Source organism: Mycetocola sp. Y444 (assembly GCF_059445295.1).
The window spans coordinates 15080-39982 of the sequence record NZ_JCAIUB010000003.1; the positions used below are offsets into that span (position 1 = coordinate 15080).

26 protein-coding genes are annotated in these 24903 nt (G+C 65.9%); 11 read left to right on the forward strand and 15 right to left on the reverse strand.

All coding sequences use genetic code 11. The features are described from left to right. Nucleotides 1-3 precede the first annotated feature (3 nt). The 3 genes from AC1C2M_RS11515 to AC1C2M_RS11525 are packed head-to-tail and all read right to left on the reverse strand — an operon-like array spanning nt 4 to nt 1746. Nucleotides 4-894 (reverse strand): alpha/beta hydrolase, encoded by an 891-nt coding sequence (locus tag AC1C2M_RS11515; RefSeq protein WP_495436549.1) that lies wholly within the window; start codon nt 892-894, stop codon nt 4-6. A 1-nt stretch (nt 895) separates the two neighbouring features. Beyond that, complete coding sequence (locus AC1C2M_RS11520) at nt 896-1288, reverse strand: transcriptional regulator (protein WP_495436550.1); 393 nt, start codon at nt 1286-1288, stop codon at nt 896-898. After that, nucleotides 1288-1746 carry a hypothetical protein gene (locus AC1C2M_RS11525; RefSeq protein ID WP_495436552.1) on the reverse strand — a complete coding sequence of 153 codons (459 nt, stop codon included), beginning with the start codon at nt 1744-1746 and terminating at the stop codon, nt 1288-1290. Before AC1C2M_RS11525 ends, AC1C2M_RS11520 begins: the two co-directional genes overlap by 1 nt. Nucleotides 1747-1853: 107 nt before the next feature. Between AC1C2M_RS11525 and AC1C2M_RS11530 the strand changes: the two genes are divergently transcribed. Together AC1C2M_RS11530 and AC1C2M_RS11535 are read left to right on the forward strand one after the other, a co-directional pair. Beyond that, nucleotides 1854-2612, forward strand: coding sequence for a FadR/GntR family transcriptional regulator (locus AC1C2M_RS11530; RefSeq protein WP_495436554.1), 759 nt, complete (start codon nt 1854-1856; stop codon nt 2610-2612). A gap of 50 nt (nt 2613-2662) precedes the next feature. Then, nucleotides 2663-3931, forward strand: coding sequence for an alpha-hydroxy acid oxidase (locus AC1C2M_RS11535; protein WP_495436556.1), 1269 nt, complete (start codon nt 2663-2665; stop codon nt 3929-3931). Between the two features lie 99 nt (nt 3932-4030). Here the strand turns inward: AC1C2M_RS11535 and AC1C2M_RS11540 are convergent, their stop codons facing one another. From AC1C2M_RS11540 to ddaH, 4 genes are all read right to left on the reverse strand, one after another. Continuing rightward, nucleotides 4031-4780 (reverse strand): polyprenol monophosphomannose synthase, encoded by a 750-nt coding sequence (locus tag AC1C2M_RS11540; RefSeq protein ID WP_495436558.1) that lies wholly within the window; start codon nt 4778-4780, stop codon nt 4031-4033. A gap of 94 nt (nt 4781-4874) precedes the next feature. After that, nucleotides 4875-6341 (reverse strand): peptide MFS transporter, encoded by a 1467-nt coding sequence (locus AC1C2M_RS11545; RefSeq protein WP_495436560.1) that lies wholly within the window; start codon nt 6339-6341, stop codon nt 4875-4877. An 82-nt stretch (nt 6342-6423) separates the two neighbouring features. Next, on the reverse strand, nt 6424-7671 hold the full coding sequence (gene rocD / locus AC1C2M_RS11550; protein ID WP_495436562.1) for an ornithine--oxo-acid transaminase: 1248 nt from the start codon (nt 7669-7671) through the stop codon (nt 6424-6426). Then, nucleotides 7668-8531, reverse strand: coding sequence for a dimethylargininase (gene ddaH / locus AC1C2M_RS11555; protein WP_495437550.1), 864 nt, complete (start codon nt 8529-8531; stop codon nt 7668-7670). The genes rocD and ddaH overlap by 4 nt, the downstream gene beginning before the upstream one ends. 185 nt (nt 8532-8716) lie before the next feature. Here ddaH and AC1C2M_RS11560 point away from each other — a divergent pair, with 185 nt between their 5' ends. Next, a complete protein-coding gene (locus tag AC1C2M_RS11560) occupies nt 8717-9154 on the forward strand; it encodes an Lrp/AsnC family transcriptional regulator (protein ID WP_483406677.1) in 438 nt (145 codons plus the stop codon). 166 nt (nt 9155-9320) lie between these two features. On the opposite strand, the gene AC1C2M_RS11565 is transcribed toward AC1C2M_RS11560, so the two are convergent. Then, a complete protein-coding gene (locus AC1C2M_RS11565) occupies nt 9321-9485 on the reverse strand; it encodes a hypothetical protein (RefSeq protein WP_162924865.1) in 165 nt (54 codons plus the stop codon). A 205-nt stretch (nt 9486-9690) separates the two neighbouring features. On the opposite strand from AC1C2M_RS11565, the gene AC1C2M_RS11570 reads away from it, so the two are divergent. Continuing rightward, a complete protein-coding gene (locus AC1C2M_RS11570; RefSeq protein WP_495436564.1) occupies nt 9691-10029 on the forward strand; it encodes a cupin domain-containing protein in 339 nt (112 codons plus the stop codon). An 83-nt stretch (nt 10030-10112) separates the two neighbouring features. Here the strand turns inward: AC1C2M_RS11570 and AC1C2M_RS11575 are convergent, their stop codons facing one another. After that, nucleotides 10113-10946, reverse strand: a complete 834-nt coding sequence (locus AC1C2M_RS11575; protein ID WP_495436565.1) for an alpha/beta fold hydrolase — start codon at nt 10944-10946, stop codon at nt 10113-10115. A gap of 103 nt (nt 10947-11049) precedes the next feature. Between AC1C2M_RS11575 and AC1C2M_RS11580 the strand changes: the two genes are divergently transcribed. Further along, nucleotides 11050-11568: a CGNR zinc finger domain-containing protein gene (locus tag AC1C2M_RS11580; protein ID WP_495436567.1), complete on the forward strand. Its 519-nt coding sequence runs from the start codon at nt 11050-11052 to the stop codon at nt 11566-11568. A gap of 92 nt (nt 11569-11660) precedes the next feature. After that, nucleotides 11661-12407 carry a GTP pyrophosphokinase gene (locus AC1C2M_RS11585; RefSeq protein ID WP_495436569.1) on the forward strand — a complete coding sequence of 249 codons (747 nt, stop codon included), beginning with the start codon at nt 11661-11663 and terminating at the stop codon, nt 12405-12407. A gap of 15 nt (nt 12408-12422) precedes the next feature. On the opposite strand, the gene AC1C2M_RS11590 is transcribed toward AC1C2M_RS11585, so the two are convergent. Further along, on the reverse strand, nt 12423-13310 hold the full coding sequence (locus AC1C2M_RS11590; RefSeq protein WP_495433104.1) for a Vgb family protein: 888 nt from the start codon (nt 13308-13310) through the stop codon (nt 12423-12425). A gap of 122 nt (nt 13311-13432) precedes the next feature. Here AC1C2M_RS11590 and AC1C2M_RS11595 point away from each other — a divergent pair, with 122 nt between their 5' ends. Continuing rightward, nucleotides 13433-13804, forward strand: coding sequence for a GntR family transcriptional regulator (locus AC1C2M_RS11595; RefSeq protein WP_495436571.1), 372 nt, complete (start codon nt 13433-13435; stop codon nt 13802-13804). A 12-nt stretch (nt 13805-13816) separates the two neighbouring features. Here the strand turns inward: AC1C2M_RS11595 and AC1C2M_RS11600 are convergent, their stop codons facing one another. The 4 genes from AC1C2M_RS11600 to AC1C2M_RS11615 all read right to left on the reverse strand — a co-directional run bounded on the left by AC1C2M_RS11600 (nt 13817) and on the right by AC1C2M_RS11615 (nt 19702). Continuing rightward, a complete protein-coding gene (locus tag AC1C2M_RS11600; protein WP_495436572.1) occupies nt 13817-15208 on the reverse strand; it encodes an MFS transporter in 1392 nt (463 codons plus the stop codon). Nucleotides 15209-15248: 40 nt separating this feature from the next. Further along, on the reverse strand, nt 15249-15560 hold the full coding sequence (locus tag AC1C2M_RS11605) for a DUF7882 family protein (protein WP_483406669.1): 312 nt from the start codon (nt 15558-15560) through the stop codon (nt 15249-15251). A gap of 3 nt (nt 15561-15563) precedes the next feature. Beyond that, nucleotides 15564-15920 (reverse strand): hypothetical protein, encoded by a 357-nt coding sequence (locus tag AC1C2M_RS11610; RefSeq protein ID WP_483406668.1) that lies wholly within the window; start codon nt 15918-15920, stop codon nt 15564-15566. 104 nt (nt 15921-16024) lie between these two features. Next, nucleotides 16025-19702, reverse strand: coding sequence for a proline dehydrogenase family protein (locus AC1C2M_RS11615; RefSeq protein ID WP_495436574.1), 3678 nt, complete (start codon nt 19700-19702; stop codon nt 16025-16027). 153 nt (nt 19703-19855) lie between these two features. Between AC1C2M_RS11615 and AC1C2M_RS11620 the strand changes: the two genes are divergently transcribed. Then, a complete protein-coding gene (locus AC1C2M_RS11620) occupies nt 19856-20746 on the forward strand; it encodes a LysR family transcriptional regulator (RefSeq protein ID WP_495436576.1) in 891 nt (296 codons plus the stop codon). 32 nt (nt 20747-20778) lie between these two features. On the opposite strand, the gene AC1C2M_RS11625 is transcribed toward AC1C2M_RS11620, so the two are convergent. Next, nucleotides 20779-21453, reverse strand: a complete 675-nt coding sequence (locus tag AC1C2M_RS11625; protein WP_495436577.1) for a TetR/AcrR family transcriptional regulator — start codon at nt 21451-21453, stop codon at nt 20779-20781. A 189-nt stretch (nt 21454-21642) separates the two neighbouring features. Between AC1C2M_RS11625 and AC1C2M_RS11630 the strand changes: the two genes are divergently transcribed. The 3 genes from AC1C2M_RS11630 to AC1C2M_RS11640 all read left to right on the forward strand — a co-directional run bounded on the left by AC1C2M_RS11630 (nt 21643) and on the right by AC1C2M_RS11640 (nt 24886). Next, the gene (locus AC1C2M_RS11630) at nt 21643-22611 is read left to right on the forward strand and encodes an NAD(P)-dependent alcohol dehydrogenase (RefSeq protein WP_495436579.1); all 969 of its coding nucleotides are present in this window, start codon (nt 21643-21645) and stop codon (nt 22609-22611) included. A gap of 98 nt (nt 22612-22709) precedes the next feature. Continuing rightward, on the forward strand, nt 22710-23213 hold the full coding sequence (locus AC1C2M_RS11635) for a DUF6326 family protein (protein ID WP_495436581.1): 504 nt from the start codon (nt 22710-22712) through the stop codon (nt 23211-23213). After that, on the forward strand, nt 23210-24886 hold the full coding sequence (locus AC1C2M_RS11640; protein ID WP_495436583.1) for a phytoene desaturase family protein: 1677 nt from the start codon (nt 23210-23212) through the stop codon (nt 24884-24886). Before AC1C2M_RS11635 ends, AC1C2M_RS11640 begins: the two co-directional genes overlap by 4 nt. Nucleotides 24887-24903: the final 17 nt, after the last annotated feature.

Here is a 24903-nt window from a genome sequence, read left to right on the forward strand (position 1 = left end):
TCCTTATCCGGCCTCTTCTTCCTCCTCCCGGCGCGAACGCCGGCCGTCATCCGCGTGACGCGCGGACCACTCGGCGATGAGGTCGATCGCCGTCGCGAACTCCGGGAGCACCGGACGGTTGAGGAACGCGTGGTGGGTCTCGGGGAGAACACGGCGCGTGACATCCGTGCCCGCATCACGAAGCTCAGCGGCGAACCGCTCGGCGGAGGAACGCATGACGTCCCTGTCGGCGTCGATCATCAGCGTTGGTGGAAAGCCGCCGAGGTCATGCCCGCCGGGGAATGCGAGTCGCTCCGACAGCACCGTGGCTGAGCCGGCGTAGTTCCGGTTGACGGCGTCGAGGAGAAAGGGCGCGTGCGTCAGTCTGCGGTGGCCGGTCAGACGGGAGCGCAGTTCCGCCGGTGGGACGGGGAGAGCGGCGTGGAAGAAACCGTAGGCCAGCACCGTGCCGAGCACCGGCGAGCCCTGGTCCGTCATGCGCAGGCTGGCCGTGGCCGCGAGGCATGCGCCGGCGCTCGCCCCGCCCAGGAAGATCGGGCCGCCAGCGCGCTCGCGCGCCCACCGCACGACGGCGGCAACGTCGTCACTCGGCACCGGGTGTCGCACCGCGGCGCGGCCCGCGAGCGCGCCCAGCTGCGCCAGGCCGGGAAGCGGGACCAGCCGATAATCGACGGTCACGACCGCGATGCCCCTGCCCGCGAGGGCGAGCGCAACGTCGTGCGACTCGGGCTGCTCAAGCCCACCCGTGAAGAACCCGCCGCCATGAAGCCAGACCAGTACAGGACTAAACCCATCGGATGCCGTCGCCTCGTACCAGCGGACCGGAATGTCGCCGTGAGGCCCGGAAACAACCAGCCCGGGCAACCCCACCCTGCGCCGTGCCCGAAAAACCACGTCAGCTTCCGCTTTCGGTCGCGCCCGAGCCGGCATCGCTCGCGCCTGGCCCTGCGTCGGTTGCGACTGACACGCCTGACCTGCCGTCGATCGCGCCCGGGTCGGTATCGATCACCTCGCGGAGGAAGGCGACGTGCCCGTCGAACGCGGCCCGGCCCTCGTCGGTGAGTTCTGCCCACGTGCGGGTTCGGCCACCGAGGCCAGGCCCCTTGACCAGCTTCAGGTACCCCGCCTGCTCAAGGTGCTTGAGGTGTTTGCTCAGCGTCGGATCGCTCACACCGAGAGTGTCCCGAAGCAGCGCGAACTCGCTGCTGCCCAGGCGAGCAAGGATGCCGCAGACCCGCAGTCGCACGACGCCATGCACCGCTTCATCGAAGCGTGCTTCTGCCGCCATTACTCACCCTCCGCGATGGAGCGAGCGAGCGCGCGCTCCATCGCGATCCCGAGCGCAAGGCTCCCCCCAAAGGCCACCACCACGATGGCACCGAACAGCACGGCGGAATCGGCGAGGGTCGCCAGGAACGGGCCGAGCACCACGAGGGCAACCACGAAGACCAGTTGGGCCGTGCCAACCGTCATCGACCGCCGATACACCCACGGTTCGGCGCGGGTACCGGTGATGGCGGGCCGCAGCACCCCCAGGAGCACCATCGCCACCGCGGCGATCACGAAACCCATGGACTGCCAGTGGCCGAGGCTGAACGAGAAGACGAATCCGGCAATACAGAGCGACTGCGCGATCACATACCAGAGCGGAGCAGTGGTTTGCCCGCTGACCGTTGCACCGTCGGCCGTCAACGCATCGAGCTGCTCCTGGGCGGCCAGGGGACTGAGGGCATCGTCTCTTTCCATGTCGGCAACTCTACAGTTGCCGGTATGGAAAGTCGAGAATCTTTTTCGTCGCACTCGCGCGTGAGGTGTAGGCTCTGTGGTCAGACCACACCAATGACGGGAGCAGCGTGACGGACGAACCTCGCGCCTGGCAAGTGGTGCTCGAGGCGATCGAGCGCGACCTGCTCGAGGGCCGCTTGCGGCCAGGCGACCGTCTCCCCGGCGAACGCGCCCTCTCCACTGCCCTCGGCGTCGGCCGCTCGAGCGTGCGCGAAGCACTTCGGGTACTCGAGGTACTCGGGCTGATCCGCACCGCGACCGGATCCGGTCCGAACTCGGGCGCGATCATCGTCGCCCTCCCCGGCGGCGGGATGTCGGCACTCATGCGACTGCAGGTCGCGGCAACGGGATTCGCCGTGACCGACATCGTGGCAACGCGACTCGTGCTCGAGACCGCCGTTGCCGCCGACCTCGCAGGCGCGGATCCGCGGCCGAGCCTCGAGGCATCCGTCGCGCTGCTCGACGTCATGGAGTCGCGCACGCTCACCGCCGCCGAGTTTCTCGCACTCGACGCCCAGTTCCACCTGTCGCTGGCCGAAGCCTCCGGCAACCAGGTGATCGCGGCGACGATGGCCGGCCTGCGCAGCTCGATCGAGAGCTATGTGCGCGCCGGAGCGGCGACCCTGCCGTCGTGGTCCGCGACGGCGGCGCGCCTCAAGGCCGAACACCGCGACATCGTCGCGGCCATCGAGACCGGTGATGCGGCGAGCGCCCGGTCGACGGTGCACGCGCACATCACGAACTACTACGCGGAGACGGACTTGCCCGCGCATCGAGCGGCTGGTTTGCCAGAAATGGTTCCGGATGCCGCGCCGCGGGGCACCTAGACAACCCTTTGTGGCATCTCAAACTCACCACCCCGACAGAAGGAGACCCCATGGTCGACAGACGAATCCCGAAGGTGCGCGACCTCGCGCCGCTCATGCAGTTCAAGAAGCCTGAGTTCAACGCGCGCACCCGTCGGCTCGCCGCGGCGACGAGCATCGCCGACCTGCGCACCATCGCCAAGCGCGTCACCCCGAAGGCACCGTTCGACTACACCGACGGCGCGGCCGAGGGCGAGATCTCGCTCACTCGTGCGCGTCAGGCGTTCCAGGACATCGAGTTCCACCCGTCGGTCCTCCGCGACGTATCGCAGGTCGACACTACCCGCGAGGTGCTCGGCAAGACGAGCGCGATGCCGTTCGGTATCGCGCCGACCGGCTTCACCCGGATGATGCAGACCGAGGGCGAGCGCGCGGGAGCGACGGCGGCCGAGGCCGCAGGCATCCCGTTCACTCTCTCCACCATGGGAACGACGTCGATCGAGGACGTCGCCGCGGCAGCACCGGGCGGACGCAACTGGTTCCAGCTCTACATGTGGACCGACCGCGACCGCTCGCTCGCGCTCGTCGACCGCGCACAGGCTGCCGGGTACGACACCCTCATGGTCACCGTCGACACCCCGGTCGGCGGCGCGCGCCTCCGCGATGTGAAGAACGGCTTCTCGATCCCGCCGGCTCTCACCCCGAAGACCGTCATCAACGCGCTGCCCCGCCCGGCCTGGTGGATCAACTTCCTCACCACCGAACCCCTCGCCTTCGCGAGCCTCGACCGCTGGTCGGGAACCGTCGCCGCCCTCATCGACACGATGTTCGACCCGACGGTCGGACCCGACGAGGTGAAGTTCATCCGCGAGCAGTGGAAGGGCAAGCTCGTCGTCAAGGGCATCCAGTCGGTCGCCGACGCACGCCTGGCCGTTGAGCTCGGCGCTGACGCGATCGTGCTGTCGAACCACGGCGGGCGCCAGCTCGACCGTGCGCCGATCCCGTTCCACCTGCTTCCCGCCGTCGTCCGCGAGGTCGGGAACGAGGTCGAGGTTCACCTCGACACCGGCATCATGAACGGTGCCGACATCGTGGCATCCGTTGCCCTGGGCGCCCAGTTCACGCTCATCGGACGCGCGTACCTCTACGGCCTCATGGCCGGCGGGCGCCAGGGTGTCGACCGCACGATCGAGATCCTCTCGGAGGAGATCACCCGCACCATGAAGCTGCTCGGTGTCGCGAGCCTCGACGAGCTCGAGCCGCGCCACGTGACCCAGCTGGCCCGACTGGTGCCGCACGCATCACCCGCTGCTGACGCCGTGGCGGCTGCCCAGCGGTAGACCAGGCGACTTTCGGGAGGAAGAACCGGCGGTCCACCGTCCATGCGTGGACCGGCCCCCGGATTTTCCTCCCGAAGCATCAGTCAACCGTCAGCCCGATCAGGCCTCTCGCGCGGGCTGCAGCCGACCCACCAATCGCCCGGGGAAGGCGGTGATTCCCCAGATCGTCACGCGGAGCATCGCCTCAACGATGATCCCGCCCGACATCTTCGACACTCCGCGCTCCCGCTCGGTGAAGGTGATCGGAACCTCCACGATCCTCAGCCCCGCACGGTGGGAATGGAACAACATGTCGATCTGGAACCCGTACCCGTGGCTATGAACTTTTTCGAGGCGGATCTCCCTGAGCGCCCCTGCCGTGAATACCCGGTATCCGCCGGTCACATCCCGGTGCGGCAAGCCCAGCATGAGTCGCGCGTACGCACTGCCCGCCCGGGACAACACCGACCGGTACCACGGCCAGTTCTCGACGCGGCCACCGTTTACCCACCGAGAACCCACAACCACGTCGGTCCCGTCGCCAGCCGCGGCGAGCAGTAACGGCAGCTCTTCCGGCCGGTGGGAACCGTCGGCGTCCATCTCAACAATGTTCGAGTACCCACGCACGAGGGCCCAGCGGAATGCCTCTCCGTACGCCATGCCCAGGCCATTCTTTGCCGGGCGATGCAGGACGAAGACCGACGCGTGGGATGCCGCCAGCCGATCTGCAATGTCGCCAGTGCCGTCTGGCGAGTTATCGTCAACCACAAGCACATCGACATTGGGGGTCGCGGCCAGCACTCGAGCCACAATCGCAGCAAGGTTCTCGCGCTCGTTAAATGTCGGAATCACGACAAGCGTCTTTGCCACGTGATTCCTCCCCGAGCGCGGCGGTCGCCGCGGACCCCCAGCCTAGTGTCCGCGGGACGCCGGGAGCCAGCGGAGTTCCGGCTGAGGCTGGCGGCTAGCGCACCCCGCTCATCAGCCGGAGTACCGGCCTGGCGATGACGGCGAGAATCACGCCGATCACTATCGCGATACCGCCGAGCAGCCCGAAGTAGACCGACTCATTCACCGTGAGGTACCACTCGGCGAGCAGTCCGGAGACCGCCGATCCGAGCGCCACCGACAGGAAGAACAACGCGACCATCTGCGTACGGAAGGCTTCCGGCGCGAGCTTTGTCGCGACCGAGAGTCCGACGGGCGACAGCAACAGCTCGGCGATGGTGAAGACGAGCAGGATACCGATCATGGCGAGCAACGGCGTCGAGTTGGCCGCCCCGCCCGCGAACGGCAGGAAGAACAGGAAGGCAATGCCCATAATCGCGGTGCCGGCGGCGAACTTGAGCGGCGTCGATGGCTGCTTCGTGCCCCACTTGGTCCAGATCGCCGCAAACACCCCGGAGAGGATGATGATGAAGATCGGGTTGATCGACTGCACCCACGACACCGGCATCACCCAGCCGAAGAGGCTCCGGTCGAGCCGCTCGTCCGAGTAGATCGTGACGACGGTGAACTGCTGCTGGTAGAGCGACCAGAAGGCCGCACTGGCGATGAACAGGGGAATGAACGCGTAAACCCTCTTGCGTTCGGTCGCCGTTACCTGCGCGCTCGTGAGGATGACGACAAAATAGGCGATAGCGGATACCACGGTGAGCAGAATCACGATCGTCACGAGATTTTGAGCGGTGATGACGCCGACCATCACGAGAACCACGATGAGGACCACACCGGCCGCAGCGATGAGCCCGTAGGCCAGCCAGCGTGATTTCGGCAACGGATCCGGCACCTGCCGCGCGATTGCCGGAAGCCGCTTGCGGCCAAACGAGTACTGGACGAGCCCGGCGGCCATACCGACAGCGGCGAGACCGAAGCCGAAGTGGAAGCCGAGGCTCTGCTGGAGCAGCCCGGTCAGGATCGGTCCGAAGAACGCTCCGAGGTTGATACCGAGGTAGAAGAGCGAGAAGCCAGCGTCACGACGCGGGTCCTCCTCGGAATAGAGCGTGCCGACGACACTGGTCGCGTTCGCCTTGAGACCGCCGGAGCCGACGGCGACGAGGATGAGACCGATGGCGACGCCAGGGATGCCGGGAATAAGCGCGAGAGCGATGTGGCCGACCATGATGACGACGGCGCTATAGAACAGAACACGCTCGCTGCCGAGGAGACGGTCAGCGATCCACGCTCCGAGGATGGTGGAGAGGTAGACCCCTCCGCCGTATGCTCCGACGATGCCGGCTGCGGTGACCTGCGGGATGCCAAGACCACCGTCAGCTGCGGAGTAGTACAGGTAGATAAGGAGGATGCCCTGCATCCCGTAGAAGGAGAAGCGTTCCCACATCTCGACGCCGAAGAGGTTGGCAAGCGAGCGTGGTTGCCCGAAAAAGCTGCGATCTTCACGCGCCGAGGCCGGAGTTGTGACCTGACTCATAGTTACGACGGTACCCCGCGAACGGGGGCATTGCGAACTCCCGGGCAAACCTCCGCCCTCGCTCGCACCGCGCGGGGAGGCGCTAGACGCTCCCGAGCTCCTGGAGCACCGCCTCGAGCTGATCGACGGCCCAGTCGAGGTCGGCCTCTTCCACAACGAGCGGCGGCGCAAGACGGATCGTCGATCCGTGGGTGTCTTTGGCGAGCACCCCACGCTCCATGAGCCGTTCACACACCTCACGTCCGGTCGCGAGTGCTGGGTCGATATCGATCCCGGCCCAGAGCCCTGCCCCGCGTACCTCGAGAACCCCGTGGCCGACAAGTCCGTTGAGCCTGTTGTGGAGTCGAGCCCCGAGCACCCTGGCGCGTTTTTGGTACTCGCCGCTCGCGAGCATCCGTACTACCGCGCGGCCGACCGCCGCCGCGAGTGGATTACCGCCGAAGGTCGACCCGTGCTGCCCCGGCTGGAGGACTCCGAGCACGTCGCGATTGCCGACGACAGCTGACACAGGCACGATGCCACCGCCGAGCGCTTTGCCGAGCAGATAGAGGTCAGGCACGACCCCGACGAGGTCAGAGGCGAATGTGGTTCCGGTGCGGCCGAGCCCCGACTGGATTTCATCGGCGATCAAGAGCACGTTGTTGTCGGTGCAGATCGTGCGCACCGCCGGCAGGTAGTCCGCGGGCGGCACGACGACGCCGGACTCACCCTGGATCGGTTCGACGAGCACCGCGACAGTGTTCTCATCGATGGCAGCCGCGAGCGCGTCAGCATCGCCATAGGGCACCGTACGGAACCCAGGCGTGTACGGACCGAAGTCGGCCCGAGCATCAGGGTCGTCGGAGAAACTGATGATCGTCGTTGTCCGTCCGTGGAAATTGCCGGACATCACGATGATGTTCGCCTGACCATCGGCGACACCCTTGACGCGGTAGCCCCACGCTCGCGCCACCTTGATCGCCGACTCCACGGCCTCGGCACCCGTGTTCATCGGCAGCACCATCTCTTTGCGGCTGAGTTCGGCGAGCGCCTGGGCAAAGGAGCCGAGCTGGTCGTTGTAGAACGCACGGCTGGTCAGTGTTACCCGGCGCAACTGATCACGTGCTGCCTCGACCAGTGTCGGATTCGAATGCCCGAAGTTCACTGCCGAGTACGCGGCGAGGCAGTCCAGGTAGCGCTTGCCCTCGACGTCGGTGACCCAGGCACCATCGGCGGATGCCACCACCACCTCGAGCGGGTGATAGTTATGCGCAACGTACTCTTCTTCGCTCGCAATGGCGCGTCGCGCATCGGTCGTCATCACGTTCAGCTCTTCGTTCACGATGCTCATGCTCTCCGCAGCTCCAGTGTGCAGCACTTCACTCCGCCGCCGCCGAGCAGCAACTCGGACAGGTCGACGCCGATGGGGTTGTAGCCGCGTTCGCGCAGCTGGCGTTCGAACCCGACAGCACGTTGTGCGATCACGACGTTGTTTCCGTCGGAGATCGAGTTGAGTCCCAGGATCGAGGCATCCTCTTCGCTCACGATGATGGCATCCGGGTAACGGTCACGGAGGATCTCGAGTGAGCGGGCGTCGAACGCGCTTGGCAGGTAGGCGATGTTCGCCGGCGTCTTCCCGGCGACCGGGTCGAGAACGGCGATCGCTGTGTCGAGGTGGTAAAAGTTCGGGTTCACGAGTGTGAGCGTGACCACCTCGCGGCCGAAGATCTCGGCAACCTCGCTGTGGCTCTGTGATTCGCTTCGGAATCCGGTTCCCGCGAGGATCGTCTCGCCGACCAGGAGGAAGTCGCCCTCACCCTCGTTGACGTTCCGCGGGACCCGGACGTCGAAGCCGTTGCTGCGGAACCACTCCATGTACGCGGGGCCCTCCGGCATCCGCTCGGGGTGAGTGAAGCTGGCGCCGTACGCGATGTCGTCGATCACGAACCCGCCGTTGGCCGAGTACACCATGTCGGGCAACCCGTCGATCGGATCGATGAGCTGTACGTCGTGGCCGAGACCGAGATACGTGTCGTAGAGCACCTGCCACTGGGCGAGCGCCCTGGCGGTGTCGGTGGGCTTCGTCGGCTCCATCCACGGGTTGATCTTGTACGACACGGTGAAGAACTCGGGTCTGCACATGAGGTAGCTGCGGGTCGTTGGCACCCGGGTCCCGGTCTGTCCTGCCGCCATGGTGTCGATGTTCGTCATGCTGATCTCCGTCACGAAGAAGCGGCGGACGGTGTCCAGGGAGGCCGGCAGCTCGCGAGAGGCGATCAGACCGGCACGCCGTAGAACCAGTGTCGCACGCAGTCCCGTGATGATGTCGACAGTTGTGCGCACGAATGCTGCGTGAGTTTCGCTCTGGACGCAAAATCCTGCCGTAGACTGCGGCAATGGACAACCTCGATCGCGGCATCATCGATCTGCTCAGACAGAACGCGCGCGCCGGGTATGGCGACATCGGAAACGAGGTCGGCCTCTCAGCTTCCGCGGTCAAACGCCGCGTCGACAGGCTCGTCGCCGACGGCGTCATCCGCAGTTTCACCATCCAGGTCGATCCAGCGGTCGACGGCCTGCACACCGAGGCCTACGTCGAGATTTTCTGCCGCGGAACCGTCGCGCCCGATGACCTCCTTCGAATCCTTGCCGATGTCCCCGAAGTCATCGACGCCGGCACTGTCACCGGGAGCGCCGATGCGATAGTTCACATGCGCTCGCGGGACATCCCGAGCCTGGAAGCCGCACTCGAGCGAGTCCGCCACGCCCCGCACGTCGACCACACGCGGAGCGCGATAGTCCTGTCACGGTTGATCTCCCGCGAGGTCGACTAGCGCCGAGCCCTGTGGCACGCGTCGCTGGCTAACCCGCGGGCGTTAACAGCAGAAAGGCCACGCCCCCGAAATGCTGTGATCGGGTCCGCATTGCTGCGGTGGCGTGGCCTTGCTGTGTCGTTATATTCGGCTCAGCGAGCCGAATCAGACAGAGTATTGCTTTTGGTTAGATGTTCTTCTTGCCTGTGACTACACGGAGCAGCCAGGCGATGATTGCCAGAACCAGGAGGACGACGCCAACCCACAGCAGGAAGTTGAGGGACTGCACGAAGCCACCGGTGACAAGAAGAATGATGGCGATGATTGCGACCACTACAAGGAGAATGTTCATGGCAACGACGCTAACAGCGGGCGTCACCATCTTCCGCATCGAGGGAAGGGCCTTGACACGGGACCCGGCTTACTGATAAAGCGGTGGGAATTGCTTGTGATTCTGCCTCAAACAATCCCGCCGACCCCGTTCCGGGAGTAGTGGACTCTTTGGTACACGCTACTCCTCAACCGTCGGCGGTGAGTGTTCTTCGAGAGGAGATCCCGTGGTCAGGATTGTCAAAAGTGCCGACCTGATCGTCGGAACCGGACGCACCGGGCGATTCGAGGGAGCGTCGCACGGCGCCGGGATTTCGTTCTTTCTTGTCGACAACGACCCGGGCCAGGGGCCGGTTCTGCACCGTCACCCCTACACCGAAACGTGGCTGGTCCGGTTCGGATCGGTGCGCATTACGGTGGGTTCGGAGTCAATGGATGCCGTTGCGGGCGACATCCTCACCGTCCCTGCCGAGACCACGCACAAGTTCGTGAATTCGGGCACCGGACCGCTCCGCATGGTGTGCATTCACGCTTCACCACGGATGATCCAGGAAAATCTCGAATAGATCGCTCGGAGAAACGAGTGGATGCCGCAGGCACGGAGATGTGGTCGCACCTGCAGCATCCGCTCGCGGCTATCTCTTCACTGTTACTTTTTCACAAAGGCCAGTAGCGCCTCGGTCACCTCATCGGCGTGCGTCCAGAGCAGACCGTGCGGAGCACCCTCGATCTCGACGTAGTCGGCGTCGGGAAGGAGCTTCGAGAACGGCCGGCCGGTCGAGTCGATCGGAAGGATCCGGTCGGCCGTGCCCTGGAGAATCAGAGTCGGCACGTCGATTTTGGGGATGTCTGCACGAAAGTCGGTCAGCCAGGTGGGAACCACAGCGGATGCCGCGAGCCAGGAGGCCGACGCAGCGACGTTCCAGCTGCCACGAACAGCGGCCTCACTGATCCGCGACCCGAGCGTCTCGTCGAGGTTGTAGAAGTTGGCAAAGAAATCGTCGTACCAGGCGAACCTGTCGGCAGTGGCGGCCTTGGAGATGCCGTCGAAAACGTCCTGCGGCACACCGGCCGGGTTGTCCTCTGTCTGCAGCAGGAAAGGCTCGAGCGACGCGAGGAACGCGGCCTTCGCTACCCGTTCAGAGCCGTAGGTGCCGAGGTAGCGGCCCACTTCCCCCGTGCCCATCGAGAACCCGACGAGGATCACATCGGTGAGATCGAGAGTATCGAGAAGCGTATTGAGGTCAGCGGCATAGGTGTCGTAGTCGTGGCCGACGGTTGGCTGGCTGGACTGCCCGAAGCCCCGGCGGTCATAGGTGATGACACGGTAGCCGGCGTCAAGAAGAGCCGCCGACTGCTTCTCCCAGGAGTGACCGTCGAGCGGGTAGCCATGGATGAGCACGACGGGCTGGCCCGAGCCATGGTCTTCGTAGTAGAGGTTGATGTCAGTGGAGTTCTCTGTGCCGACCGTGATGAAGCTCATTGCAATCTCCGATTCTCTAACCGCCTTGCGACGCTTGTCTGGTTATAGCGACAAGAAAACCACAGGGCACCCAACCTGTCAAGTGCTTTGATATGGTTAGAAGATGAACGGAACCACTGGCACCTCGACCACGCCCCTGCTGCTCGATCTCGTGAACTCACGACTCGAGCTTCCCGACGCCGTTTATGACGAACTCGGTGACCAGGCCGCGGCGCGTCAGTGGCTCCGTGAGCACGGCGGAACGGGAAGCCCCGCCGAGGTGGAGGGCGCGAGGCGGGCGAGGTCGGCTCTCGTGCCGTTTCTGCGCGGAGAAGCATCGGCCACGGTGCTCGAGCCCTGGTTGAGCGCGATGCACAAGACCGCTGCCATGGAGCATGGCCGTCTGGTGTGGTCGCTGAGTGTCGATGATGACCTCGCGATTGGTGCCCGCGCTCTTGAGGAGTGGGACGCACTGCAGACCCCAACGGGCTCACGGATCCGACCGTGTGCGAACCCGGAGTGCCAGCACTTCCTCGTCGACCACAGCAAGGCCAATTCGCGTAAGTGGCACTCGATGGAATCGTGCGGAAATCGCATGAAGTCCAGGCGCCACTACGCTCGCACCAGGGAAATCTCGAGCTGAATCTCCGCGCCGATCTCTCGGGTGACAACCAGCGCCCGGTGGCAGACTGAACGACGGCGGACGAACCCCGCCAGTGGAAGGAACAAGCCGTCATGCCAGACGCCCCCGACCTCAGTGGCCTCCGTGCCCTGAACGGTGATTTCACGCGGTTCATGATGTCGTACAAGTTCGGCATCGACGAGGTCATGACGAAGATCAACATTCTTCGCGAAGAGTTCAGCCACCGGCACGACTACAGCCCGATCGAGAACGTGAGCTCACGGCTCAAGTCGGCGGAGAGCATTCTCGCCAAGGCGGATCGCAAGGGCTCGGAAATGACGCTCGACGGCATCCGTTCCGACGTTCAGGACATCGCCGGGATCCGGGTGACCTGCAGCTTCATCTCCGACACCTACAAGATCTTCGACATGATTGTGGCGCAGCGGGATGTCACGGTGCTGCAGGTACGCGACTACATCGCCCAGCCCAAGGCGAACGGCTACAAGAGCCTGCACATGATCATCGAGGTGCCCGTCTTCATGTCCGATCACGTCGAGCAGGTCAAGGTGGAGATCCAGATCCGCACCATCGCCATGGACTTCTGGGCGGCGCTCGAGCACAAGATCTACTACAAATACAACCGCGCGGTTCCTGAGCGACTCCTCGACGAGCTCCGTGACGCGGCGCTCACGGCGAACCGCCTCGACGTGAAGATGGAGCGGCTCCACGATGAGGTGGTCGCACTCCGCGGTGTGGCTGGCGCTGATGACGGCGTTATCGACACCCGTGATATCGGCAGGGATGCTGTTCCTGAAGCGATGCTGCGGATGCTCGCGGCCGCCCGCGTGAAACAGCGGTAACCGGCGCGGGAGCGCCTAGGGTCGCAGCTCCGCCAGGAAACCTGTTTCGAGCGCTGCCCACACGGTGCCGTCTGCGGCAACGGCAATGCCGTGCGGCTCACTGTCCGGTGTCGGCAGGTCTGTCACGGCAATTGTGCCGTCGGCGGCGATGAACCCGATCTGGCTTGAGCCCCACATCGTGAACCAGCACCCGCCGGACGGGTCGGCGGCGATCGCGTGCGGCTTGCTGGAACGGTCGGGCAGCGGGAACTCGGTGAGGACTCCATCGCGATCGAGTCGCCCGATCTGTCCGGCGGCGATCTCGGTGAACCAGGCGGCGGCATCCGTCGCAACGGTGATTCCGACCGGGCCGGCCTTGCTGGTGGGCAGGTCAGTGACGACGACCGCAGAGTTGCCGCCGCGAATGTAACCGATGGCGTTGGCACCGTTGAGCGTGAACCACACGCTCTCACCGGAGCAGGCGATCATCGAGGGGTTGCCATGGTCAACACCGGCGGTGAACTCGGTCACTTTGCCGAGAATGTCGACCTTGCCGATCAGGTCGGTGGTCATCTCGGTGAACCACACCTCCCCCGATTCGGCGGCGGCGATACCGAACGGGCGTCCACCGACGCTCGGCACCGGAATCTCGGCCCGGATTCCCTCGGGGCCGATGCGGACGATGCGGTTGCGTGCGGCATCCGTCACCCAGATGGAGTCCTCGGTTGCCGCAGCGAGGAGTGACGGCTCGGAGCCCTCACCGAGTCCGATCGTGTCGAGTGTGCCATCGGCGTCGCGGCGCACGACCGCCTGCCCCCGGATAAGGGTTGCCCAGACGGCACCGTCGTCGGTGAGCGCAACGCCATAGGGTGCGGCCTCTGCGTCAGAAATCCTGTGCTCAGTGAGGTGCGTTCGCTCGGTCATTGTTCAAGCCTAAGCGCCGGTCGCGCTGGCAGCACCCCTCTCGGCGTTTGCTCAGACAGCTTTGTATTGCTACGTTGGGCCCCACCGCCATTGCTTCGCCGACCGTTCAGGACGAGGACACCGTGCCCCAGAAGTTCACCATCGATGCCCGCTCGGCCGTTCCGCCGTTTGAACAGTTGCGGGTACAAATCATCAACGCCGTGCGCGACGGCACCCTCGTCCCCGGCGACAAGCTGCCGACGGTGCGGACCCTGGCCGCAGACCTCGGTATCGCCGCCAACACCGTCGCTCGCGCCTACCGTGAGCTCGAGCGTGACGACGTGATCGAGACCCGCGGTCGCAATGGCTCTTTTGTTTCGGCGGTCGGCGATCCGACCCACAAGCAGGCCCAGCTCGCCGCTGTTGCCTACGCAGACCGCGTGAAGTCGCTCGGTATCTCTCCCGATGACGCCCTGTCGATCGTGACGGCTGCACTCGGCATCCGTTCGTCCTGAACCCGCCCGAGGTTACGCGGGCGCCGACGTCCCATCGCGCACCACAGGATTGCGGATGCCGATGAACGAGACGATCCCGCCGAGGATGAGCGCGATGGCGGTTGCGGCCATTGCACGGTGGAAGCCGCCGAGATCGAGCACCGAGCCGAGGATGAGACCGGCACACGCAACGGCGACGAGCCCGGCAACCCGAGCGACCGCGTTGTTGATGGCCGATCCGATGCCGGCCTGCGACTCATCGATCGCACCGAGGATCGCGCTCGTCAGCGGTGCGACGGTGATCGAGAGACCGATGCCGAAGAGCACGAGCCCTGGCAGGAGCTGAAACCAGTAGTCGACGTCAGCGCTGACCGTGAGCATGAGGAGGAATCCGATTCCGCCGACGATCGGACCGATGGTCATGAACATCCGCGGCCCGATTTTTCCGGCAAGCGCGCCGATCCGGCTCGAGAGCGCCAGCATCACGAGGGTCGGCGGGAGCGTCGCAACGCCGGCCAGGGTAGCGGGCCAACCGGCCACCTGCTGCAGGTAGATGGCGATGACGAAGAAGCCAAAACCGAGCGCGCCATAGATGAACACTGTGGCGATATTGCCCGCTGAGAAGTTGCGTGACCGGAACAGCGAGAGCGGCATCATCGGGTCGGTTGTGCGGCGCTCCCACCAGAGGAACGCGCCGAACGCCGCGATCCCCAGTACCAGCGGGAGCCACACCACCGGGCTCTGCCAGCCGAACCGCCCCTGTTCGATGAGCGCGAAAACCGGACCGCCGAGTCCGATCGCGCCGAGCACAGCGCCGACCAGGTCGACGCGCGGCCGGCGCGAACGCTCCGGCTGCTTCTCCATCTTCACGAGCAGCCAGAGGGTCACCGTGATCGGCAGGATGTTGATGCCGAAGACGAGCCGCCAGCTCACCGTGTCGACGAGCAGACCGCCGACGAGTGGACCGACGATCATCGCGGTACCTGTCCATGCCGTCCACGTGCCGATGGCTTTCGCCTGGGCCTGACCCGAGAAGGTCGAGATGATGATCGCGAGCGAGCTCGGAACGAGCAACGCTGCCGTCCCACCCTGCAGGGCACGCACGACGATGAGAAACTCAGCGCTCGGGGCAACCGCGCAGAGCAGGGAGGTCGCTCCGAATCCGGCCAGGCCGATTGCGAGGATGCGAACGCGACCGAAGGCATCCGACAGCGAACCGGCAAGGAGGATGAATGCACCGAGCGTCAGCAGATACGCATCGACCACCCATTGCTGAACCGAGAGGCCGCCACCGAGTTCCCGCGAGATCGCCGGCAGGGCGACGTTGATGATCGTGCCATCCAGGAAAGCGACGAATGACGCGAGGATCGCGACGAGTAAAACGATTCGCTGGGTAGCGGATTCGGTGCGGGGGGCGGATGCCATGCACCCCAGTATGCGCCGGGGCACCCCGTCGCGGGAGGGGTTACGGCGCGGGTTCGGAGGGTTCGGGAATCACGCGAAGACCAGCTGGCGAGTTCGCCAACCGGACCAGCTGCTCGACCCAGGCGCGGTTGAGGCGTGGCTCCCTGCTGCCGGCGAAGTCGAACTGGAGCGGAATTGCCGGGTGGATCCAGATGGAGCTGTGTCCGCTGCCCGAGGCGACCGTGTACTCCCACGAGAACGAGAAGCTCTCACCCCGCCGAACCTTCGACAGGATGACGACCTTGAGGTGCGCGAGCACGCGGTCGTCGAAGTCGACGGAGATCGACGGCGTTCCATAGATGAACTTGCCCATGACCTACTCCCCCAGCCCGGCGTCGATGTCGTTCATGACCGCGTTGAAATCTTCGGCGGTTTTCTCGGCTGCCGTTCCTTCTTCGACCTTGCCCTTGATGCCCACCTGCGGCATCTCCGGGACCTGGAAGCGCTTGGCTTCCTCTTCGCTGCTCACGCCCCCGACGTCGGCGACGTCGAACTGGCTGGCCGGGCTGAGCAGGAACTCGTGCACGGTGATCTCCCCGTTCTCCTCGAGAACAGGGATGTCCACGGTGACGCTGTGCTCTGCGTCAGCGACAGTGGTTGTGTACTTGAGAAGCGCCGCCGTGATGGCGTTGCCCGTCACGATTGATCCGCCGGAGTATGTGATGCGCTTCATAATTCGACCGTACTGCAGTCTCGAAATTCGTGAGCACCGCTGGACCGCGTGCGCCCGCCGTGATACACGCGAACGCCCGTGGATTCTGAGCTCACCGACGGCGACTAAATGACCGCTTCGCTCCACGGGTCAGGGTTGCCGAACCGGTGCGCCGTGATCGAAATAGCCTGCTCGTGCAGGAACGGCAGCAACTCGATCCGGCCAGCCGGCGTCACAGCGCCCGCGTAGATCGCGAGGTCAGGGTTGCCCTCTGCCGCTCTGGCCAGGGCCGTGTGCAACTGGCGCCGCGCCTCAGCGCTGCCGACGAGCCGCACCCGGTGAGCATCCGCATCGAGCGCCGCGGCCCGCTCGATCCACTCGGCATCCGTCTCGACAGACACGGGAACACCGAGGTCGGCAAGCACACCGCGGATGGCTGCGGGCAGCCCGGATGCCACGCTCAGCGTGAAACGGGACCGCGAACGCACACCGGCTATCACCACGCGAAGCACCTCACCGAGGTCCGCGTCTGCGGTGCCGCGGACGGCGACGGAAACCGGGCGGTAGCGGAAGAGGTTGCGCTCGACCTCGAGCGCCGAGGCATCCTTCTCCTCGCCGTACTCGTTTCCCCATGCGATGGCATCCGAGAGCGCAGAACGGCGGAGCACGTCGAACTCCTCGTACCCGAGCGACGGCTGGGCCGACTCGATGATGCGGGTGACGCGCGAGTCGAGGCCGCGCAGGTGGAGCGTCGTGCTGCTTGAACCGGAGTCAGGCACCCACGAGCCCAGGGTCAGCAGGTAGTTGGGGCCACCGGCCTTGGCTCCGGCGCCGACGGCGGAACGCTTCCAGCCGCCGAACGGCTGACGCTGCACGATCGCGCCCGTGATGCCGCGGTTGACGTACAGGTTGCCCGCTTCGACGGTGGCGAGCCATTCCTCGAGGTCGTCGGCGTCCTGGGTGTGCAGTCCGCTCGTCAGCCCGTAATCGATGGCATTGGTGTACCGGATCGCCTCGGCGAGCGTCGAGGCGTGCATGACGCCGAGCACAGGCCCGAAGAACTCGGTCAGGTGGAAGTACGAGCCGGGGGCGACGTCGCCGCGGATCCCCGGCGACCAGAGGCGACCGGTGTCGTCGAGCTGGCGTGGCTTGACGAGCCACTTCTCACCGACGCCGAGTTCGGTGAGCGCGTGCAGCAGCTTGCCGTCGGCTGGCTCGATGATCGGGCCCATCTGGCTGGTGGGGTCGTCGGGGTAGCCGACGCGGAGCGAGGTTGCCGCGTCGATGAGCTGGCGACGGAACCGGTCGCTCTTCGCGACCGAACCGACGAGGATGACGAGACTTGCCGCCGAGCATTTCTGGCCGGCGTGGCCGAACGCGCTCTTCACGACGTCGGCTGCCGCAAGGTCGAGGTCGGCGCTCGGAGTGACGATGATGGCGTTTTTTCCGCTGGTTTCCGCGTGCAGTGCCAGCTCCGGCCGCCAGGACCGGAAGAGCTTCGCGGTTTCCCACGCGCCGGTGAGGATCACCCGGTCGACGCTCGGGTGGGAGACGAGCTGCTGGCCGAGGCCGTCCTCGTCGAGCGAGATGAGCGTGAGAAGCTCCTGCGGGATGCCTGCTTCCCAGAGCGCTTCGGCGAGGATCGCGGCCGAGCGGCGCGCCTGCGGTGCCGGCTTGAGGATGACCGCTGAGCCCGCGGCGAGCGCTGCGAGCACTCCACCGGCCGGGATGGCGACGGGGAAGTTCCACGGTGGTGTGACGACGGTGAGGCGGGAGGGCACGAACCGTGCACCCCGGATCGCGTCGAGTTCACGGGCCTTTGCTGCGTAGTAGTGGGCGAAGTCGATGGCCTCGCTGACCTCGGGGTCGGCCTCGGCGATCGTCTTTCCGGTTTCGGATGCCATCACCTCGATCAGGCGGTCCCGGTTTGCCGCGAGCGCAAAGCCGGCACGGTCGAGAAGGGCGGCGCGTTCCGCCGCCGGGGTTGCACCCCAGGCCTTACCGCGTTCCCGGACGCCGGCGACGATGAATTCGAGCGTTTCGGCATCCGTTACCGTGCACGCGGCGATCGTCGCGGCCCCGAGGTCGCTGCCGGGAACCCTGGCGAGAATGCGGCGCGCCCACGCGCGGTTCGCCGGCAGGGCCGGGTCGGTGTCGCGGGTGTTGACGAAACCCGGCGCGCCGATGTCGGTCGCCGGCACCGTGTTGAGGGTCGTTGTATCGAACACCCGAACGGTGTCGAACGGCGACTCGGTCTTCGATCCGCGGGCAAGTCCAAGCACCTGCTGGGTCATGCTCACCTCGTCGTCATCGAGCGCGACAGGTCTCGTGATCGATTGATCGCCGACCGGCCCCTTGCCCGGTACGAGGTCAGCGACGGGCGCGAGCGTCCATTCCGTTTCGCGGTTCTGCAGGCGGCGAGGCGTTGGAACCTCGCTCGCCGTCGCATCCAGTTGCGTCACGCTCGCGAGGAAACGGCCCTTCTCCCTCTCGAACAGTGCGGCGTTGTCGTGGAGCTCGAAGACCGCCGACATGAAGTTCTCCTGCGACGCGTTCTCTTCGAGGCGGCGGATCAGGTACGAAATCGCCACATCGAACTCGCGCGGATTCACGACGGGTGTGTAGAGCAGCAGATCGCCGACGTCGCGCTTGACCGCCGCGGCCTGGCCGGTGGCCATACCGAGGAGCATTTCGAAGTCGACGGCGTCGGTAACGCCGCGGTCCTTGGCGAGGAGCCAGGCGAAGGCGACGTCGAAGAGGTTGTGACCGGCGACACCAACGTGAACGTTTTTCGCGCGCTCGGGGGTGAGCGACCACAACAGGACTCGTTTGTAATTGACGTCGGTGTCTTGTTTCACGTCGTACGGCGCTGTCGGCCAGTCGTGGAGTTTGGCTTCGACACCCTCCATCGCAAGATTGGCGCCCTTGACGAGTCGCACCTTGATCGGGGCGCCACCGGATGCCACGCGCGTGGCCGCCCAGTCCTGGAGCGTTTGCATCGCGGAGAGCGCGTCGGGCAGGTACGCCTGCAGCACGATTCCGGCCTCGAGGTTACGCAGCCGCGGGCGCTCGAGCACGCGCATAAAGACCGCGAGGGTGAGGTCGAGGTCGCGGTACTCCTCCATGTCGAGGTTGATGAACTTGGGCGTCGTGGACTCAGCCGCCAGCTCATACAGAGGCGTCAGCCGCTCGACGATGCGGTCGACAGCCTCGTCGAACGACCACATCGACAGCTGTGAGGCGATGGCGGAAACCTTGATCGAGACGTAGTCGACATCGTCACGGATGAGGAGATCGCGGGTACCCTCGAGCCGCTTGTGCGCCTCGTTTTCGCCGAGCACTGCTTCGCCGAGCAGGTTCAGGTTGAGCTTCGAGCCACCCTCGCGGAGTGACGCGATGGCCGGTCCGAGCTTCTCCGATGTTGCGTCAACCACGAGGTGACCGACCATGTCGCGCAGCACGCGGCGAGCGATGGGGATCACCACGCCAGGGATGACCGGGCCAAGCACACCACCAGCGGTGATCGCGGCGCGCAGGTACCACGGCAGGAACGCCGGGGCGAGCTTCGCGACGCGCTGCAGGTTATAGCCGGCGACGAAGAGGTCTTCCGGTCGCATGACACCGTCGACGAAGCCGACGGTAAAGGCCAGACCATTCGGATCCTTCAGCACATCGGCGAGTCGCTGGGCGGCGGGATCCACCGGAGCGTCAGCGCTCTCGTCCACCCATTTGCGGGCGAGAACGACGGCGTCGGCTGCGAGTTGAGTGGCGCTGAGTTCGGCGCCGGCCGAAGTGTGAGGCATGATCACGAGACTATTCCCTCTATACCTGGTGCGAAGGGAGCGGAACGCGGGTTGCGTCAACTCTCAGCTTCAGTGTGTGGGAGAACCTGAGTTCGGAAAAGCGAATGTTTCTTACCAATATTGATCAGTTTCTCCGATGAGTAGGCTGGCCCCATGCTCGACATGAGAAGACTTCGACTGCTGCGCGAGGTTCAGTTGCGGGGCACGCTCGCCGGCGTCGCCGAAGCGCTCGCATTCAGTCCGTCGTCCGTGTCGCAGCAGCTGTCACAACTCGAGCGCGAGGCGGGCGTCAAACTGCTGCAGAAGAGCGGCCGCCGGGTCCAGCTCACGCCACAGGGCGAGCTGCTCGCCACGCGCGCCGCCGAACTGCTCGACGGGCTCGAACGCGCCGAGGCCGAACTCGTCACGTCGCTCGACGCGGTGATCGGCACGGTTCGCGTCGCCGTGTTCCAGTCGGCCGCGCACGCGGTCATCCCTGAGGCGCTGTCGATCCTCCGCTCAGAGCACCCGGATCTCCGTGTGGAAATCGTCGAACGCGAGCCGGAGGCCGGCCTGTTCGACCTCGCGGCGCGTGACTTCGACCTGGTCCTGGCCGAGCAGTACCCCGGTCACACCCGGCCGCATCTGCCCGACCTGGATCGCGAGTTCCTCGCGACGGATGCCCTCCGGCTCGCTGTGCCGTCGGCATCCGCTGTTTCCTCGCTGACGGATGCCACGGACCTCCCGTTCGTGATGGAACCGGAAGGAACTGTTGCGCGGCTGTGGTCGACGCAGCTGTGCCGTGCTGCCGGTTTCGAACCAGACGTGCGGTTCGAAACGGCTGACCTCATCGCGCACATCCGGCTGATCGAGTCGGGCAACGCCGTCGGTATGCTGCCCGATCTGGTGTGGGCGGGCCGGGAGCCCGGGCTGCGGCTGGTCGACCTGCCCGGAACGCCCGCACGCACCGTGTTCACCTCGGCGCGGCGCGTGAGTGCAGCGCGCCCTGCCGTCACCGCTGTGCGCGGGGCACTGGCGAGGGCGACGGGGTTCCTGGTGGCGTAGCCGGGCTGACGGTCCGCGGCACGGCATCGTCGCTACACAGATGCCCTGAGGGGCTCAAGGGCGGCCAGGACGAGGTCGAGGCCGAAGATGAACTCCTCCGCCGGGTCGTAGCCGCCAGCGACGAGCGCCGCGGCGGACTCATTGAGGTAGGGGAACTCGTCGGGAGGTAGCTGGGGCACGTAGACGCCCTGGGCCATGTCCGCGAACTCATCGGCGGTACCGAACGGCAGGCTGGTTTCCTGCAGGGCAAAACCGTAGACATAGCTGTCGAGCAACCAGTTGGCGTGCGTCGCCATCACGACGGTGAAGCCAGCCTTCCGCAGGCAGGCGGTGACCGCTTCGTGGTGGCGGAGGTTCGCGGGCCCCGCCGACGTCCGCGATTCCATCAGACCGATCGCCCACGGGTGGCGGGCGAGAACCTGTCTGGCGGATACCGCACGCTGCCGAATCGCGGACTGCCAGTCGGCGTCTTCGCGCGGGAGCTCGATCTCCTCGAACACGATGTCGACCATGGCGTCCAGCAACTTCTCCTTGCTCGCCACGTAATGGTAGAGCGACATCGCGCCAGCGCCGAGCGCGCCAGCCAGCCGACGCATGCTCAGCCCATCGACCCCCTCGCGGTCGGCGAGTCGGACTGCCTCGGCCACCACCCGCTGCTTGCTGAGCCCCGCGTCTGACGCGACCTGGCGTTGTTCTCTCGCGGACACGGGACTCCTTGCTCGTTCGAAAAAGGCTTGACAAACGTCCAGCGTACGACGATAGTACGGTGTACGACCGTAGTACAGCGTACGAACGAGCCACAGGTCACATATGAGGAGGTTTCCGTGAGAACAGAACTGCAATCGAATGGCGTAATACGCCGAGTGGGGGGCGCGAGCCGAGCCGGGAGGGCGACGATGCGGGCCGCCGTCCAGCACCGCTACGGCCCGCCCTCAATACTCGAGTCGTCCGAGGTCGGGATGCCGTTGCCCGGTCGAGGCGATGTGCTCGTCCAGGTGCGCGCGGCCTCGGTGCACCCTGGCGACTACTTCGTCATGACCGGGGAGCCGTACATGGTGCGCCTGGTGTTCGGGCTCCGCCGGCCGCGCCACGGCATCCCCGGCAGGGATCTCGCTGGCGTGGTGACAGCGGTCGGGAAGCATGTCACCGCTCTCCGCCCCGGCGACGAGGTATTCGGGTGGAGCACCGCTGGAACGCTCGCCCAGTATGCCTCGGTCCCGGCGGACAACCTCGTGCCCGTGCCAGGCAATGTGTCGCTCGTGGACGCGGCAGCGGTGCCAACGTCGGCCCTGACGGCGTTGCAGGCGTTGCGCACGATCGCGAACGTCCAACCGGGCCAGACGGTGCTGGTCACGGGCGCGTCGGGCGGCGTTGGCTCCTTCGCCGTACAAATCGCCAAGGCTTTCGGCGCAGAGGTGACGGGGGTGTGCAGCACCCGCAACGTCGAGCTGGTCCGCTCGCTCGGCACCGACCACGTCGTCGAGTACACGAAAACCGATTTCACCCGCGCCGATGAGCGCTACGACATCATCATCGACAACGTGGAGGCCCAGCCGCTGGCGGCTGTCCGCCGAGCGCTGATGCCCACCGGCACCCTGATCCCCAACAGCGGACACGGCGGCCGCTGGCTCGGCCCGCTCGGTCGGGTCGTCACAGCGCGCGTGCTGTCCGGGTTCACCCGTCAGCGGTTGAGGCCCTTCACCTCGGTCGAGAAGCGCCAGGACCTGCTCACGCTGGCCGACCTGCTCACGACGGGGCAGGTCACACCCGTCATCGACCGCACCTACCCCCTCGATAAAGCAGCGGACGCCCTCCGCTACGTCGGGGCCGGCCACACCCGGGGGAAGGTCGTGATCACCGTCTGACGACCGGACCGACGAGAACGACTCAACCCGTGCGTATGCACGCCCACACCTGCCGCCACTCCGGCGGACGGGCCCGCTCCACTCGAAAGGAAAGACCGATGACCATCCGAACGACTACCCCGAAACCGCTCGATAGCCCGCCCATCCCGGTGCAGGCCAAGATCGCCGCCGCCTGGGCCAGCTTCATGTTCCTCTACATCTGCGTCGACTTCTTCAACCTCTACAAGCCAGGCGTCGTCGACAGCATCCTGAATGGCCTCGTCTGGAGGTTCGACGTCAGTTCCACGTTGTTGACCGTGATGTTCGCGTCCGTGGCGATCCCGGCCCTGATGGTGATGCTCTCCATGGCCATGCCCGCCCGGATGAACCGCGGCACGAACCTCGTCGTGGCATCGCTCTACATCCCCTACTCGATGTTCAACGCGGCGGGGGCGACCTGGGAGTGGGCCTTCTTCTACGCCCTCTCCATCGGAATCGAGGTCCTGCTCCTGGTCTTCATCCTGCGCTCCGCCTGGACCTGGCCCCGAACTCCCGCCGCCCCAGCCGGTCCCGCGCCGACCGACCTTCGACAGGAGGCATCCGTGACAGAATCGGCCGCATGACGACACCAGAGACCTACGACGCGATCATCGTCGGCGGGGGCCACAACGGCCTCACCGCGGCGGCCTATCTCGGCAAGGCGGGCAAGCGGGTGCTGGTGCTCGAGCGGCTCGATGCCGTTGGCGGTGCCGCGGTGTCGGCGCAGGCGTTCGACGGCGTCGAGGCGTGGCTGTCACGCTACTCCTACCTCGTGAGCCTGCTGCCACAGCGGATCATCGACGACCTCGGTCTCGACATCACGCTCGTGCGGCGACGGTTCTCGTCGTACACCCCCGACCCCGAGGATCCCACCCGCGGCCTGCTCGTCGACAACGACGATCCGGCCGCCACCGCGGCGTCGTTCCTCCGGATCGGAACCACCGACAGCGAATTCGATCTCTTCGAGCGTTTCTACGAGAACTGCCGCATCCTCACCCAGGCGCTCTGGCCGACTCTGACCGGGCCACTGCTCACCCGCTCCGAGGCGAAGCGCCTGGTGACGGATGCCGGCGGAGCGGCCGTGTGGGACGCGATGGTCGAGCGTCCGATCGGCGAGATCATCGCGCGGCACCTGCAGAACGACGTCGTGCGTGGCGTGGTCCTCACCGACGCCCTCATCGGCACCTTCTCGCGGGCGACGGATGCCGACCTGCAGCAGAACATCTGCTTCCTCTACCACCTCATCGGCGGCGGGACCGGGGACTGGGACGTTCCCGTCGGCGGAATGGGCGCAGTCACCGCTGAGCTCGCGCGGGCCGCGCGGGATGCCGGCGCGACTCTTCTTACCGGAGCAGACGTGACGGCCGTCGACCCGGCCGGCGTCGTGCGATATCAGCGGGACGGCGCCGAACTCGAGGTGCACGCTGAGTGGATCGTCTCGAATGTCGCCCCCGCCGTGCTCGACAAGCTGCTCGTTGCCGGAACGAGTGTCAGCTACGGGCGCGAGCAACTCGCGGCAGGTGAACCGTCGGTCGGCGTCTTCGAGTCACGCCCATTCGGCGTGCGCTCGGCCGCCCGTGCAAACCCAAATACGTCACGCGAGGGCGCCCAGGTGAAGGTGAACCTCCTGCTCACGCGGCTGCCGAAGTTGCGGGACGCGGCCGTAACCGGTGAAGCCGCGTTCGGCGGCACCTTCCACATTAACGAGTCGTGGTCGCAACTCGACGATGCGTACCTCACCGCCGCCGAGGGCGGCATCCCGACCCCGCTGCCCTGCGAGATCTACTGCCATTCCCTGACCGATCCGACGATCCTCTCGCCCGAACTGCGCGAGGCCGGGGCGCACACGCTCACCGTGTTCGGGTTGCACACGCCGGCGCGACTCGTCACCGGCGAGAACAACGACGAGATGCGCGACAGGCTGCAGGCCGCGGTGCTGGCATCGCTCAATTCGGTGCTCGCCGAGCCGATCGAAGACCTCGTCATGACGGATGCCGTCGGCCGGCCCTGCATCGAAACCAAAACGACCCTGGATATCGAGCGGGCCGTGGGGATGCCGCTCGGCAACATCTTCCACGGTGGGCTGGACTGGCCGTTCGCCGAGGATGACGCTCCGCTCGATACCCCCGCCGCTCGCTGGGGGGTCGCGACGGAGCACCCTCGCGTTCTGATGTGCGGTTCGGGAGCGCGCCGGGGCGGAGCGGTATCGGGTCTCGGCGGACACAACGCCGCGATGGCCCTGCTCGAGTCCGAGTAGGGGTACCCGGCAGGGGC